Below are 14086 nucleotides of genomic sequence, written 5' to 3'. Positions count from 1 at the left end.
AGAAGCTCCATTTAGGGTTACAGAGAAATCGTTTCGTTCGTCATGCGGAATTAACCCACCGAGTTTTCCAGCTTGAGGCCGAGCAGTCGGCGGGCTTCTTCGGCGAACTCGCCGGGCAATTCGTTAAAGACGTCTCGACAAAAACCATTAATAATAGCGCTGACGGCTTCTTCTGCGCCGATGCCGCGTTGTTGGAAATAAAAAAGCTGCTCTTCGCTGATTTTGGATGTGGACGCCTCATGTTCGATGTGCGCCGTAGGCGCGGCCGCCTCAATCAGCGGAAACGTATTGGCCGAGCACAGGGCGCCAATCAGCATGGAGTCGCATTGCGTGTAGTTGCGAGCGTTGTGGGCATTCTTTTTAACCACCACAGCGCCGCGATAGCTATTGCGCGAGCGCCCGGCAGAAATTCCCTTGGAGATGATTCGGCTGCGCGTGTTGGCGCCCAGATGAATCATCTTGGTTCCCGTGTCTGCCTGTTGGAAGTGATTGGTGAGCGCAATGGAATAAAACTCGCCCACAGAGTCGTCGCCCGCCAGAATGCAACTCGGATATTTCCAGGTAATGGCCGAACCTGTTTCTACCTGCGTCCACGAGATGCGCGCACGCTCGCCAGCGCATTTACCGCGTTTGGTGACAAAGTTATAAATACCGCCTTCGCCTGTTTTGGGGTCGCCAGCATACCAGTTTTGAACGGTCGAATATTTGATATCGGCGTCGCTCAACGCGACAAGTTCGACCACGGCGGCATGAAGCTGGTTGCGCGAAAATTGCGGCGCGGTACAACCTTCCAGATAACTGACGCTGGCGCCCTCTTCGCAGATAATCAGCGTGCGTTCGAATTGACCGCTTTCGGCGGTATTAATCCGAAAATACGTAGAAAGTTCCATCGGACAGCGCGTGTTTTTTGGAACGAAGACAAACGATCCGTCTGTAAAAACCGCAGCATTGAGCGCCGCGTAATAATTGTCCGTATGGGGGACCACAGAGCCCAGATATTGACGGATTAAATCCGGATGCTCCTGGACGGCTTCAGAAATAGAGCAAAAAATTACGCCATGTTTGGCGAGATCGCGCTTAAACGTGGTGGCAACCGACACGCTGTCAAACACCGCGTCCACGGCCACCGGTACGCCAGTCAACTTTTTTTGCTCTGACAGGGGAATGCCTAGCTTTTCAAACGTGCGCAGCAATTCCGGGTCAATCTCGTCGAGGGATTCCTTTTTTTGCGGCGTCTGTTTGGGGGCCGAATAATAACTGATATCCTGAAAATCAATAGGAGGATAGGCCACTTCTCCCCATTGCGGCGGCGTCATTTTTTGCCAGGCGGCAAACGCCTTCAGTCTAAAATCCAGCATAAAGGCGGGTTCGTTCTTCTTGGCGGAGATGCCGCGAATAACGGATTCGTTCAGCCCCTTAGGGAAAATATCCGCCTCAATGTCGGTGGTAAAACCGTATTGATAGGCCTGGTCGGTCAGGATATCCATCGTACTCATTAGGAAAAAAGACTCCTGTAGAGGAGGGCCTCAGGCCTTACTGTGGCGTTTTATTGGGGTGAGGGGTTTAGGCTGTTATATTATGCGACAAAGGCCGCAGGGATAAAAGAGCAGTGAATTTAACTCCAATGGATGGGCTGAAGCTCACATCCTTCATGGCACGTGTCTGCTTTTTCAGCGCAGCACGGATCGCACTGGGCGGACAGCACTTTAAGGCGATGATCCAGTTCGCTGCGAATTTCTTGCAGCGCCGTCAGCTTGGCCTCGACCATTGCCTTTTGGGCGGCCACGTTGCGCCGCGTATTCTGAATGCGTTCGCCTTTTTCAAGGGTTTCAATCCGCGAATACGGACCTAGAATCACCAGAATCTGTTCAAGCGAATAATTGAGGCTTTGGAAAGTCTGAATCGCCTGAAGCCGCTTAATCGAGCGCGCGTCATAAAGCCTGTACTTCCCCGAGGTGCGGCCGACTGGAGCAATGAGATCCATTTCTTCGTAATAGCGCAGCGTACGCACCGTCACGTCACACAACTTGGCCAATTCGCCAATAGTAAAAAGCTCTTCACCGGCGGTATGGGCGCGATCCGGCGCAGCGGCTGCGTGCAAGGCATGCGGGGCCATAAAAACATCTGGCGAATTGACGCTGGATTGGCTGGCCGTACTCATCGTAGGAAACCTCGCGGGTTGGCTTGTTCAGGACGGAGAAAGACGGGCGCCGAAAACTGGCGAGTCTCAGTTCGTATTAAAACGTTGTAAAAAGTGAAGATTAAGTAATAAGTAAAAAGAAACAGAAAAGCTCTTTTTTAGTAGATCTCTGGCAGGCTCTCTGGAGTCTGTATTGTCTATCCTAGCTTACCCTAACGTTAACGTCAATGTATGGGAATTATCGGGAATACGCCTTCACGCTTCTGTTGTCTTGGGCAAAGAGGTCTGTGAGATAAGCGCTTGAGAGAGCTGACTCAAGCGTAGGTTATTGCTAAAAATTAACATAACTGACCGCACGGGTTTCATGTGCGTCGCGCATCACCTACACTGGAGGGCCATTGTGTCGCCGAAAGCACGCCCTTGAATGACTGAACGCCTTTATAATCCCTTGGTGACGTTTCTTGCGCCGTGTTACAACTATGGCCGCTATCTGGAGACGTGCGTTGCGTCGATGCTGACGCAGACCTACCGCCGCTTCGAGGTGCTGATTCTCGACGACTGCTCGACGGATAATACCCGGCAAGTGTCACTGGACTTGGCGTGTCGCGATACGCGCGTGCGATATTACCGACAAAAGGCCAATGTCGGGCATCTGGCCAACTACAATAGCGGATTGGATCAGGCGTCCGGTCAGCTTATCTGGCTGATTTCCGCCGATGATTGTCTGGCTTCGCCCACGGCGCTAGCGGATCTGGTAGCGCCGTTCGCCGAATACGACGACATCGCCTACGCCTTCTGCCGGGCGCAAATTATGGACGAGAAGGGCCGTCCCCAAGAGCAGACCTTGCCCCGTCACGATGCAGCGGGGTTGCCTGCGACGCCACAGCCCATTAACGGACAAGACTTTTTTATCCAGTTGATTCAGGGAAATGGCGTCGCGTCGCCGGCTGTGATTGCCCGGAAATCTTGTTATGAGCGCTACGGCAAGTTCCATCCGGCGTTGACGCATAGCGGGGATTGGTATAACTGGCTGGCTTTCGCGTTGCGAGGCCATGTGTTTTTCGATCCGGCGGCCAAGGTGTATTACCGCAAACATGCTAGTAATATGCACCGCACATACGACGTGCCCGCCCACGCGAGAGATAATACGCTTCTGTGTTACGAAGAAATTGAAAAATTATTGGTCTCAGAGGCCATGCCGGGTCGCTTGCGCTGGGCTGCGCGACTGGCAAAAATCCGCTATCGGCGTCGGCAAGGATTGCCGTTGACCGCAGCCGAAAGTGCGCTGCGCGTCTCCGCGAAGATTCTAGAGCCGTTCTTCTAGAGCCAGAATGCGCTGAGAATACCCTCATTAGGATCTCTGGAAGAAACGATCTAGGTGGTGTCGACATTCACACTTCCCCTAATTAGGAATCCGTGATCTACTATCCTTGTTGGTTATGCGAGGATAGAGAGATGGAATTAACGGATGAGCAGTGGGAGAAAATCAAGGACGCCCTGCCGGGGAAGGCCGGTGATCCGGGCAGAACGGCGTCGGACAATCGTTTGTTTGTGGAGGCCGTCTATTGGGTGGGCAGAAACGGAGGCCGCTGGCGGTCTTTACCACCGGAGTTCGGTAAATGGTATAGCGTGCACAAGCGTTTCTTACGCTGGGCTGAAAAGGGTGTATGGCAGATGATTTTCAATACACTGGCAGCAGATGCGGACACCGAATGGCTCATGATTGATTCCACCATTATCCGGGCGCACCAATGCGCGGCAGGGGCAAAAAAAGCGCTGGTCCCCAAGCGTTAGGGAGAAGCCGGGGAGGCTTTTCCACCAAGATTCATGCCACATGCGATAGTCACGGAAACCCGCTGCGCTTTATCCTGACTCCCGGCCAAGCATCTGACCACACACAAGCGCACGCTTTGCTCGCGGATCTTCCGGCAGAAGAGGCTATTCTGGCTGACAAAGGGTATGATTCGGATGCTTTGGCAGACTCAATCTCAGAAATTGGAGTGCAGCGTGTGATTCCGCCCACAAAAAACCGGAAAGAACAAAGAGAATACGATACCCATCTCTACAAAGAGCGCAACCAAATTGAGCGTCTGTTCAACAAGCTTAAAAACTTTCGACGTGTCGCTACCCGCTATGACAAGCTGGATATAGCCTTTTTGAGCTTTATTCACCTAGCCGCTATCTACCTCTGGCTAAAATGAATGTCGACACTGCCTAGCTCTTCCTGAACTCTTAAATCCGCCACCTGCGCCTCACACAGGAGTTTTGCCCGAGAGAGGGCCAGGCGGATTTCAATATCAATGGTACTGTCTTTCTGGATTTCAGCCAAATAAACGGCGGCCGCCTGGACATGGGCGAGGGGCGCCTTTTTCAGGACTTCTTCCAGTTCCTGGATTTTTTTCGATAACTGAGGGTCTTGAGTGTTCCCCATGGCAATGCGTTCCAGCTCCATCGCGATCTTTAATGCCGGGTTGGCCTCTGGAGAGGTGGCGTCTTGCTGGGCGAAGCGCACGTTCTTATAAGACGACTGGCGCAAGACGGAAGTCTGATTGAAAGAAATCGGCACAGAAAACGCGTCCTCATCGCAATGCCGCGGCCTGCTTCTTAAACGCGTCTCAAGACGCATTTGTGCGTAAGCGACTTAATGCGGGTTACCCCGAAGCGTCGGCTTTAGGGATAGCAACATGAGGCGTATCGCCTTGAGCGCGCTTCAATACGCCCTGCAAACTGCCGTCGCCTTCCAAGCGTCATCCGATCAAAGCATTCTGGGCCTGAAACGCCGTAGCGGCGCGCGGCGACAGACAAATCTTCCTCATCGACCCTATCGCGTCTCATGGCCTGATGATTCACTTGGCCGTCCTCTACCAGCGCGATAGCTGGAACATCCAGACTATTCCGGAAGGCCGGGGTCCGCTCGATCGCGGAGCCCCAGAGCATCAACGTGCAGACGCTGCCAATGGACGAGCAGAAACCGCCTTCGCTTGGAGTCAGGCCAATATTGGCCGCATCCGAAATCAGTAGCAGAACCGCCAGATCTTGCGGGCCGAGTTCGCCAAAAATACGACGGCCCGCCAGTTTGAGCCCGATGATAATTAACCAGTAAAAGACAGTGGTTTGAAGCGCCGTGATTCCCATTGCTTTTTAGGCAGCGGGTTCGAGAATAGTCGGGTCACTTGCCATTGAAACTCCCCTTCGCGCGCCCGCTTCTGGAGATTAATCGCAGAGAGAACAACTCCCCGGCGCATCCCCTTCCGGCGGCGCGGTCAAGGCCATGGGCTGGTGGGCGCGGCTTTTGTCTCGATAGGCCGTCAGCCCTTTAAGAACGCCTGTGTCATACGCCTGGCGGTAGGCCTGTGCAACGTCTTCGAGAGAAGCCTCCTGCGGAAAATTAATGGTTTTAGAAACAGCGTTATCCGTATAGGCCTGAAATGCCGATTGCATACGGATATGCCACTCAGGGGCAATGTCGTGGGCTGTCACAAATACGCGGCGCACGTCGTCGGGTATCTCTGTCATGGCAGCGATAGAACCTGTCTGCGAAATGGCGTCCATAAGACCATCTCGCCAGAAGCCGCGTTCGCGGGCGATGCTCTCGAACAGTGGATGCGATTCGTTCAGACGGGCGCCTTCCAGAACCTGACGGACAAAGGCAATCGAAAACAACGGCTCAATGCCGCCCGATGCGCCCGCAATCACGCTGATGGTCCCGGTGGGGGCGATACACGTGACGGTCGCGTTGCGCAGACCGTGGGCGATGATGTCCGCTTCCAGCGCTCGCCAGTCTTCCGCGCGAATGCGTTCGCTGGCCGCGCGCCGACTTGTCAGCCAGCCAGCAACTGCGTAACGGCTCTGACTAAAATGGGAGAACGCGCCGCGCTCGCGAGCGAAATCCATGGAGGCGCGCTTGGCATGAAAATCAATCCACGCGGCGACTTCTCGCGCTAATGAGACAGCGGCGTCGCTGTTATAAGGCAATCCCCGCGCCAGCAGTAAATCCGCCCAGCCCATGACGCCCAAGCCAATCTTGCGGTTGGCGAGCGCCATCGCTTCCGTCTGTGGCAGCGGAAAACGATTGACGGTAATGACATTATCCAGAAACCGCGTCGCAAGACGCGTGACGCGGGCGAGTCCGTCCCAGTCCACTTGGCCGTCGCGCGTCAGCATGCGCCCCAGATGAATCGATCCTAAGTTGCAGGCCTCATAGGGCAGTAAGGGGACTTCGCCACACGGGTTGGTGGCCTCGATAGGCCCTAGCGCAGGCGTTGGCTGATCCGCATTGATGCGGTCAATAAACAGCACTCCCGGCTCACCATTCTGCCAGGCGGCGCGGGTAATTTGCTCGAATAATGCGCGCGCGGCAACAGTTTTGATCGTCTCGCCCGTAGTGGGATGCCGCAAATCGAACGGCGCGTCCTGCCTAACAGCGTCCATAAACGCATCGGTGACGCCAACAGAGATATTAAAGTTCGTCAGCCGGGCGGCGTCCTGCTTACAGGCGATAAAGGCTTCAATATCCGGATGATCGACGTTTAAGACGCCCATGTTCGCCCCGCGACGCGTCCCGCCTTGTTTGATGGCGTCTGTTGCGGCGTTATAAACGGCCATAAACGATACCGGTCCCGACGAGACGCCCATGGTCGAGCGCACGCGGTCGCCGCTTGGCCGCAGGCGTGAAAACGAAAACCCCGTCCCCCCGCCGCTTTGATGAATCAGCGCCGCGTGTTTCAGGGTTTCAAAAATCGCATCGAGCTGGTCTTCTACCGGCAGGACATAGCAGGCCGACAGTTGGCCGAGCGGGCGGGCGGCGTTCATCAGCGCCGGGCTGTTGGGCAGGAATCTTAATTCTGAGAGCAGGGCGTAAAACGCGTCGCTCAAAGCGGCGACCGCTTGCGGCGAGCCCCCGTGAGCGGCCTCGCCCTGGGCAATTGTCTGGGCGACGCGTCGAAAGAGTTGGGGCGGCGTTTCCAGCGCATCGCCGCGCTCGTCGCGCGCCAGATAGCGGGCGTTAAGCACGGCAAGAGCGTTCGGCGTCAGTGGCGCGTCGTTCGTCATGCGGCCATTATGCGCGCGATTGCGACGTGTCGCAAGGCGGGCGTATTATTTGATTTTTCGTGCGGCTGCGCGGACTTTATCAGGAGCGTTACGAACCGCATCATCAAGAAACAATCGATTGGTAGAGGTTACGGTACGCCCATCGAACGTAAGGTCTTGTGTGTCTGCGAGTTTGGACTGGTAGTTAACAGAGCGCGGATCCATTTCCAGTTTGAATTTCTTCGCATTTTCCTTTCCATCAATAAACCCGTCACGGTTAAGGTCATAGGCTCTGAAATAGTTTTTGGCCAACCCGGTAGGATGCGGCTCATTTGATTTCGTGAATAACCGGGTCAGTTCAGTTTTAGAGAGTTTTCCGTCCCGTTGCTTTGCTGGCGTGTTCACCAATGCTTCCGTTTCCGAAAGATCCGCTTGCGCGCGTTTGTTAAGGTACGTTTTACCCTCCTGTGAGTACGGATCGAGCGTCTTTGGGATGACTTCGATAGTTTTACCTGCCGCTGTTCCACTTGACGCTTCTTGGGCTACCTGATCGGCGCTTTTTGCCGGATCTTTGGCGTCCGCATGGATAACGTCTGCCGGTTTTGTAGGAAGTGGAACGCCCGTGGGCTCTGGGAGTGCGGCTAGGTCAGCAACAGCCTTCTCAGAGAGAAATACTGAAGGATCTTCTGCGGACGCGCGGGCTGATTCCGGAACTGTGGAAGCGGGGATGCTTCCCTGCTTGGCGGCGTTCGGCGTTTCTGATGGCGAAGAAGTCGTCTTCGTGGCTTCTGAATTTGTAAGATTCAGCGTTCTGCCCACATAAATCCGGTTAAGGTTTTGATTCGGATTGAATGCTTTGAGATCTTGTAAGGTGAGGCCGTTGGCCGCAGCGATGTCATATGCCGTTTGGCCTGCCCGAATAGTGTGCTTGGTAGGCGCCGTCGCTGAATGTTGATCAAATTGTCTGCGTTCTGCTTGAATGGATTTTACGACCGAACCATATTTGGCGCGCATTTCCTTGCGGGCTTGTGTAAATCTGGGGGTTGCTTTGTTCGACGATTTGGGGGCAGGTTGTTTGGTATCCAGAGAAGGGGTAGGCGGCGTTGCTCCATTACTCTTCTCGCTATCTTTCGCTTGATTGGCGGTTTCAGTGGTGTCGGCTGCAGCCTTAAAGGCTTTAAAATTAGACGGTTTGGGCAGATTCGGATTTCTGCCAGCTTTAAGAGCATCGGAGTGTTGTGACGGCGTGGCGTTGATAATCTGGGCGACAAACTCCTCGCGATTTGCAGGCAGATTAAGAGTCTCCTTCGTATAAAGAGGGAATCGATCTTTGATCGCCTCATCGGTATTAACGGACTGAGTTTTGAAGATCTGAGAGACGAATTCTGCGCGAGTGGCAGGCAGATGAACATCCGACCAAGGGAAACGGGCTTTAAGTTGCTCATCAAGCGAACTTGCTGGCTTCGGCGCTTCTTGGCGAGGACCCGTTGGTTGTGAATGGCCATTGATATTAATCGTCGTCATATCCCCATTACCCCCTGAACCATTTCTACCCCTGAACCCCTAAACTTGTTGGCATAAAACCCGGCTCGCGAAGTTTTGTGCTATTAAAATATAAAAACATTATAAATGAGACCAGTGGGCCTCTGGATCCAAAGCGTTACATTGTTGAGATTTTGCACAGAGTCGCGTATGCTATATACTATATGTGCAATTGTTCAAACAGACCCCGGAGGAGGCGAGCGCTTCAATGGCCAGAGTCCTGATTTCCATGAAAGACGAGTTCCTCAAGCGCATTGACGAACTTGCCGAGGAAGAGCAGCGCTCGCGCAGCGAATTGATTCGCGAGGCTTTGCGCCATTACATCCGCCGTCGGATCACGACCGGGACCAGCGCCAAATCCGAGCAGGAAGCCCAAACGCTGGAATCCCTTCTGGAGTAGGCGTCCGGGCTTGTGCTAATGGCGGGGCGTTATTTGCCCATCATCTTGTGCATATCGAAGATCGGCAGATAAAGGCCCAGCAGGACGAAGAGCAGAATCGCCCCTAAGACGACCGTCATGGCGGGCTGGATTAGTTTGGTCATGTTGTCGATGGCTTCGTCGACCTCTCGGTCGAGTAGGTCGGAGGCCTTGTACAGCATGCCTTCAAGGTTTCCGGTCTCTTCGCCGATGGCGATCATTTTTACGACCATAAAGGGCATGACGCCGCCCTGCTCCAGCGGCCTCGCCAGCGTGCCGCCGACCAGGATGCTTTCTCGGGCCTTGTCAAGCGTCAAACGCACGATGGTATTATCAATCGTGCCCGCCCCTGTGCCGATAGCCTCGGTCAACGAGACGCCGGAGGCTTGTAGGGTCGCCAGCGTCCTGACAAACGAGCTGCTATAAGACTTGTTGAGCAGATCGCCAAAAACCGGCAACGTCAGCACCCATTGATCCACCAAGGGCTTGCCCATTTTGGAGTTGCGGAAGAAGTTAAACCAGAAGAACAGCGCGACTCCGGCAATAATTAGCGCCCACCAGAAGGCAACCAGAAAGTTGCTCGCCATCATCAGAATCTGGGTGGGCAGTGGCAGTTCGCCGCCATGGCTGGAGAAGAACGAGGCGAATTGCGGCACGACCCAGATCAGCAACCCCAGCGTGACGGCGAAGATAATCAGGGCGGTGATGACGGGCACTACCATTGCGCCCTTTACTTTGCCTTTAATCGCCATCTCTTTATCCAGCAGAATCGCCAGACGTTTGCAGATTTCATCGAGGTTGCCCGATACTTCGCCTGCGCGGATCATATTGACGTAGAGCTTATTGAAGATAGCGGGATACCGGTTGATAGCCGCGCTGAAAGAGTCTCCCGAGATGACGTCGGTCCGTATTTTTCGCAGTGAGTTTTGCATGGTCTTGTTGCTGGTTTGCTGTTCCAGTAGAAACAGGCCTTCAATTAGGGGGATGCCCGCATCCAGAAGCGTATAGAGCTGCTGCGTAAAAATGGTCGTGTCGCGCAGGCTCGGGTTGGTGAGGCTGCTTAACAGCGGAATTCTCCCCATTAACTGCCCCATGCCGCCATGGTCGGCGTCTTCTTCCAGCTTGGTGGGAATCTGGCCTTGACCGCGAATCATCTCTTTCGCCGCGCGCAGATTCAGCGCCTCCAGCTTGCCTTCAATCGACTTGCTGGTACTGGGGTCAATGGCGATATAGGTGTAAATGGGCATGGGGAGCTTCCTCCTGTTTCGCGGCGGCGCGCCGAGGGTTATCCTTCCAGTTCGAGGCCCAGAACGCGGGTGACTTCTTCTACGCTGGTGAGTCCAGCAAGAATTTTACGTTTGCCGTCCATGGCCAGGGTGTACATGCCTTGTCGCACGGCGGCGTCCTGAATGGCGAAGGTCGACTCGTTGCGATCCACCATTTCCTGAATCTCGCGAGACAGGCGCATGATCTCGTACAAGCCCATACGGCCTGAGTAACCAGTGTGGTTGCAGGTGTCGCAGCCGGCTCCTTTGTAGAGGGTGACCTCTTCGAGAGCGTCGACCATTCCAAGGATTTCCAGTTCTTCCGGCGTGGCCGGATACGCGGTTTTGCAGTGCTTGCAGATACGACGCACCAGCCGCTGCGCCAGAATGCCGATGACGGCTGAACTGACCAGATAGCTGGGGGCTCCCATTTCCAGCAGCCGCGTGACCGTTTTGGCGGCGCTGTTGGTGTGAAGCGTGCTAAAAACCAAGTGCCCCGTCAACGCCGCGTGAATCGCGGATTCCAGCGTTTCTTCGTCGCGAATTTCGCCCACCAGAATAACGTCGGGATCTTGACGCAGAATCGCCCTCAGGGCTGATGCAAAGGTCATGCCGGCCTTGCTGTTGATCGGCGTCTGGTTGATGCCGGTCAGCGGGTATTCAATCGGGTCCTCAATGGTGGTGATGTTAATTTCCGGGTTGTTGATATCGCGCAGGCAAGAGTACAACGTGGTGGTTTTTCCGGAGCCTGTAGGGCCCGTTACGAGAATAATGCCGTTGGGCGCCTTGATCATCCGGAAAATGGCCCGCGATTCTTCTTCGCTCAACCCAAGCGTGCCGATCCCCCCGGTGGTGGCTGTGGCTTTCAGAATCCGGATACAGATCTTTTCGCCGAACTGCACAGGCAGCGTATTGACCCGCATGTCGATTTCCTGGGTCCCTGTTTTAATCTTCATCCTGCCATCCTGCGGGCGGCGACGTTCGGCGATATCCATACCGCTGGCGACTTTCACGCGTGAAATTACGGCGCTGGCCATCTTCTTGGGGATGCTCTTGGATTCGTGCAGAATCCCGTCAATGCGATAGCGCACCAGTAGGCGTTCTTTTTGAGGCTCGATGTGAACGTCGGACGCGCCGGTTTCAATTGCTTCCAGCAGCACGGAGTTGACCAGCATGACGACGGGCGCGTCTTCGGCAGCCATCTCCGCTTCCAGCTCCGAGGTGACGCCGCTGTCCTCGTAGATGCTGTCACTCTTCAGTAGATCTTCTTCGATCTTTTTTATGGCGTCATCGCCAGAGACGTTATGACGGTAATACTTATCGAGGACCGCCACCATTTCTTTGTGCGTGGAGACCTTCGGGCTGGGTCGAAAGCCCGTTAACAGCGCGATTTCATCAAGTACCCGCAGGTTGTCGGGCCGCGCCATCACCACTTCCATGCGTTTGAACTTGAGATCCACGCGCAGGGGAATAACCATAAAGCGTTTGATGAAATCGTCCGGCAGCAGCTTCATGACGTCCGGTTGCAGCGTCACGTCTGCCAAATCAGCGTATTCAAAGCCATGAAGCTTGGCCAGACACTGGCCGAGTTTCTTTTCGTCGATGTAGCCCAGTTTGACCATCGTGGTGCCGATGGGCGTTTTGGTCGCCTGGGATTCCGAGAGCGCCCGTTGCAACTGCTGATCGGTAATATAGCCTTCTTCAATAAGAATATCGCCGATGCGCTTGCGCGGCGCATTGGCGCTGGGAGAGGCGCTCTGCTGGGGGTTAAGCGCGCGTAAAGCTTCTAGCACTTGCGGCGACGGTGACGCGGATCTTGTTTCCCCGGCGGGTGGAAAACTCCCTAACGACGAGGTCCCGGATAAATCCGGGAGCGCTTCTCCCAGTGGGTACTGGGCTTGTGATGACGCGTGGGGGAGGGGATTCACGGCGGTCTTCCGGCGCGTCGGCGGCTTGCTCGCAGGATTGATGCCGACGGATGGCTCCTCAGCCTCCCTGCGACCTTCAAACGAGAGGGGCTCAAAACAGGCTCGCTCGGGGGAATGCGTCGAAGGGGGGCGTTCTTTCTATCGGCTATCGCGTACAATTCTTTAACCGGTCTCGTTCGCCAAGGGGATTTGTGATCCGTCGCTGCCGAAAATCCGTGCATCGCTTCATTCAGCGCGCGCTGGGGCATTTGGCGATGCCGTCGGCTCAACGGCAGGCCGAAACCGCGATTCTGCTTGAGTGTGCGGGCCTGTCTTTCGAAGATGTTTTCAAAGACCCGGACGCTTCGATTCACCCCGAACGTTGGGCAACAGTGCGCGAGCTGTTACGACGTCGTCTGCGCGATCGTGTTCCAGTGCAGTATCTGGCCGGAAAAGCCGGATTTTATGGCCTGACCCTTAACGTTACGCCCGATACGCTCATCCCGCGCCCAGAGACGGAATTGCTCGTCGAAGCCGCGTTGGGTTTTTTGCAGACGCGGCGCGGCGTCAGCGCGTGTGATATTGGCGTGGGCTCCGGCGCGATTATTCTGGCGCTGGCGGATCGCCTGCGGGAGAGACCAGACCTCGCCTTTTTCGCCAGCGACGTCTGTCCCCGCGCGCTGGCGGTCGCTCGCCACAATGCGCGCGCGCTCTCTCTGACTGAGCGCATTACCTTCGCCGAGGGAGATTTACTCTCGCCGTTTGCTGGTTGGCGCTTCGACCTGATTGTCAGTAATCCGCCCTATATCGATCCTGCGCTCAAACCGACGCTCGCCGATGAAGTCACTGCGCATGAGCCGTCGCTGGCTCTCTTCGCGTCTGAGGATGGGTATGACCTTTACGGTCGTCTCTTGGCTCAGGCCCCGGGTTTTTTAACGCGCGGGGGTGCGCTCATGATAGAGCTGGGGGACGGAATGCGCGACGGCGTTCTCTCTCTGGCCCGCCGCCATGGATTTGGTCAGACGGCTTGCTTAAAAGACTTGTCAGGACACGATCGCGTCCTGTCGCTCGGCGTCGACGACAAGGACTGAACGTTGCCGTTAACGGGAAGCTTGGACGCTGAATGATTGACTGTGACTCAGTGTAAAAATGACGCGAAGCCCCTTGATCGGGTTTTGGCAAACGCCTTTCGCCAAGTGTGATGGCGCATTGTAGTACGTTTTTTCCTTGTGTGAAAGCGATTCCCTGTTAGAATCATCCCAATCGCTCGCAAGGACAGGGTTCTTTCCCGGCGTGGGATGGGATTTACCGGATTCTGAAGCCTTTTCAGATTTTACCTCTTGTTTGAAAGGTGGTGTCGCCGCTTCTCCAGAACAGGGTGCAGCTTAAGCTGCGGATTAACTGGCTTTTGGTACGAATCAGATGCCCAAAGACACAAAAATAGAGAGTATTTAAATTTTTTAAGAGGGAGTCGGCCATGGCGCAAGCGTTTTCTGCTTCCAGCGCGTCGGCAAAGCGTTCACGGATTCGTCCGCGCCCGCTTTCCGCGAGCGCCATGGCCTTTAATGCAGCCGAATTGTCTCGCGGCCAGGCGCTGTTATTAATTCAGGACGCCGCTTACGCATTGCCGCTATCTGGGGACATCCAGCGGCTCATTTCGATCTTTCAGGTTGGGGGCGAAGAGTTGAGCGAGTTGGGCGTGCCGTATGAAACCCTCAAGGCGATGGAGCGGCGACACCCGCTGGCGTTTTCTTTAACGCGGGCATTTTAATAGGCGCTCATC

At 55.1% G+C, this 14086-nt stretch carries 12 protein-coding genes and 1 pseudogene; 5 read left to right on the top strand and 8 right to left on the bottom strand.

Annotated elements, in window-relative coordinates:
- Positions 1-50: 50 nt before the first annotated feature.
- Both sufB and IPK79_01835 read right to left on the bottom strand, forming a co-directional pair.
- Positions 51-1496, bottom strand: a complete 1446-nt coding sequence (gene sufB / locus IPK79_01840) for a Fe-S cluster assembly protein SufB (GenBank protein ID MBK8189173.1) — start codon at positions 1494-1496, stop codon at positions 51-53.
- Positions 1497-1615: 119 nt separating this feature from the next.
- Positions 1616-2161, bottom strand: coding sequence for a MerR family transcriptional regulator (locus IPK79_01835; GenBank protein ID MBK8189172.1), 546 nt, complete (start codon positions 2159-2161; stop codon positions 1616-1618).
- Between the two features lie 403 nt (positions 2162-2564).
- Between IPK79_01835 and IPK79_01830 the strand changes: the two genes are divergently transcribed.
- Positions 2565-3464, top strand: coding sequence for a glycosyltransferase family 2 protein (locus tag IPK79_01830; protein ID MBK8189171.1), 900 nt, complete (start codon positions 2565-2567; stop codon positions 3462-3464).
- A 131-nt stretch (positions 3465-3595) separates the two neighbouring features.
- Positions 3596-4341, top strand: a pseudogene (locus tag IPK79_01825) (IS5 family transposase).
- Here IPK79_01825 and IPK79_01820 read toward each other — a convergent pair.
- From IPK79_01820 to IPK79_01805, 4 genes are all read right to left on the bottom strand, one after another.
- Positions 4323-4706, bottom strand: coding sequence for a hypothetical protein (locus tag IPK79_01820; protein ID MBK8189170.1), 384 nt, complete (start codon positions 4704-4706; stop codon positions 4323-4325). The pseudogene IPK79_01825 and the gene IPK79_01820 sit on opposite strands and share 19 nt — an antisense overlap.
- A gap of 104 nt (positions 4707-4810) precedes the next feature.
- Complete coding sequence (locus IPK79_01815; protein MBK8189169.1) at positions 4811-5275, bottom strand: hypothetical protein; 465 nt, start codon at positions 5273-5275, stop codon at positions 4811-4813.
- Between the two features lie 78 nt (positions 5276-5353).
- Positions 5354-7192, bottom strand: a complete 1839-nt coding sequence (locus tag IPK79_01810; protein MBK8189168.1) for an adenosylcobalamin-dependent ribonucleoside-diphosphate reductase — start codon at positions 7190-7192, stop codon at positions 5354-5356.
- A gap of 45 nt (positions 7193-7237) precedes the next feature.
- Positions 7238-8695: a LysM peptidoglycan-binding domain-containing protein gene (locus IPK79_01805; GenBank protein MBK8189167.1), complete on the bottom strand. Its 1458-nt coding sequence runs from the start codon at positions 8693-8695 to the stop codon at positions 7238-7240.
- 226 nt (positions 8696-8921) lie between these two features.
- On the opposite strand from IPK79_01805, the gene IPK79_01800 reads away from it, so the two are divergent.
- Positions 8922-9113: a ribbon-helix-helix protein, CopG family gene (locus IPK79_01800; protein MBK8189166.1), complete on the top strand. Its 192-nt coding sequence runs from the start codon at positions 8922-8924 to the stop codon at positions 9111-9113.
- Positions 9114-9142: 29 nt separating this feature from the next.
- Here IPK79_01800 and IPK79_01795 read toward each other — a convergent pair whose 3' ends face one another.
- On the bottom strand, positions 9143-10378 hold the full coding sequence (locus IPK79_01795) for a type II secretion system F family protein (GenBank protein MBK8189165.1): 1236 nt from the start codon (positions 10376-10378) through the stop codon (positions 9143-9145).
- A gap of 38 nt (positions 10379-10416) precedes the next feature.
- Positions 10417-12324: a type II/IV secretion system protein gene (locus IPK79_01790; GenBank protein MBK8189164.1), complete on the bottom strand. Its 1908-nt coding sequence runs from the start codon at positions 12322-12324 to the stop codon at positions 10417-10419.
- 191 nt (positions 12325-12515) lie between these two features.
- Here IPK79_01790 and prmC point away from each other — a divergent pair, with 191 nt between their 5' ends.
- Both prmC and IPK79_01780 read left to right on the top strand, forming a co-directional pair.
- Positions 12516-13394 carry a peptide chain release factor N(5)-glutamine methyltransferase gene (prmC, locus tag IPK79_01785; GenBank protein ID MBK8189163.1) on the top strand — a complete coding sequence of 293 codons (879 nt, stop codon included), beginning with the start codon at positions 12516-12518 and terminating at the stop codon, positions 13392-13394.
- Between the two features lie 386 nt (positions 13395-13780).
- Entirely contained in the window at positions 13781-14074 is a 294-nt protein-coding gene (locus IPK79_01780) for a hypothetical protein (GenBank protein ID MBK8189162.1), read from the top strand.
- Positions 14075-14086 lie beyond the last annotated feature (12 nt).

The sequence above is a fragment of the Vampirovibrionales bacterium genome, assembly GCA_016712355.1.
In the GTDB taxonomy this organism is placed as follows: Bacteria; Cyanobacteriota; Vampirovibrionia; order Vampirovibrionales; family Vampirovibrionaceae; genus JADJRF01.
Note: the sequence above shows the minus strand (reverse complement) of the source record. Positions and strands in the feature narration are given on the sequence as shown.

Bases quoted from the DNA above. Each gene is read 5' to 3' on its own strand.
- sufB (MBK8189173.1), bottom strand. From the start codon at position 1,496: ATGAGTACGATGGATATCCTGACCGACCAGGCCTATCAATACGGTTTT.
- IPK79_01835 (MBK8189172.1), bottom strand. From the start codon at position 2,161: ATGAGTACGGCCAGCCAATCCAGCGTCAATTCGCCAGATGTTTTTATG.
- IPK79_01830 (MBK8189171.1), top strand. From the start codon at position 2,565: ATGACTGAACGCCTTTATAATCCCTTGGTGACGTTTCTTGCGCCGTGT.
- IPK79_01815 (MBK8189169.1), bottom strand. From the start codon at position 5,275: ATGGGAATCACGGCGCTTCAAACCACTGTCTTTTACTGGTTAATTATC.
- IPK79_01810 (MBK8189168.1), bottom strand. From the start codon at position 7,192: ATGACGAACGACGCGCCACTGACGCCGAACGCTCTTGCCGTGCTTAAC.
- IPK79_01805 (MBK8189167.1), bottom strand. From the start codon at position 8,695: ATGACGACGATTAATATCAATGGCCATTCACAACCAACGGGTCCTCGC.
- IPK79_01800 (MBK8189166.1), top strand. From the start codon at position 8,922: ATGGCCAGAGTCCTGATTTCCATGAAAGACGAGTTCCTCAAGCGCATT.
- IPK79_01795 (MBK8189165.1), bottom strand. From the start codon at position 10,378: ATGCCCATTTACACCTATATCGCCATTGACCCCAGTACCAGCAAGTCG.
- IPK79_01780 (MBK8189162.1), top strand. From the start codon at position 13,781: ATGGCGCAAGCGTTTTCTGCTTCCAGCGCGTCGGCAAAGCGTTCACGG.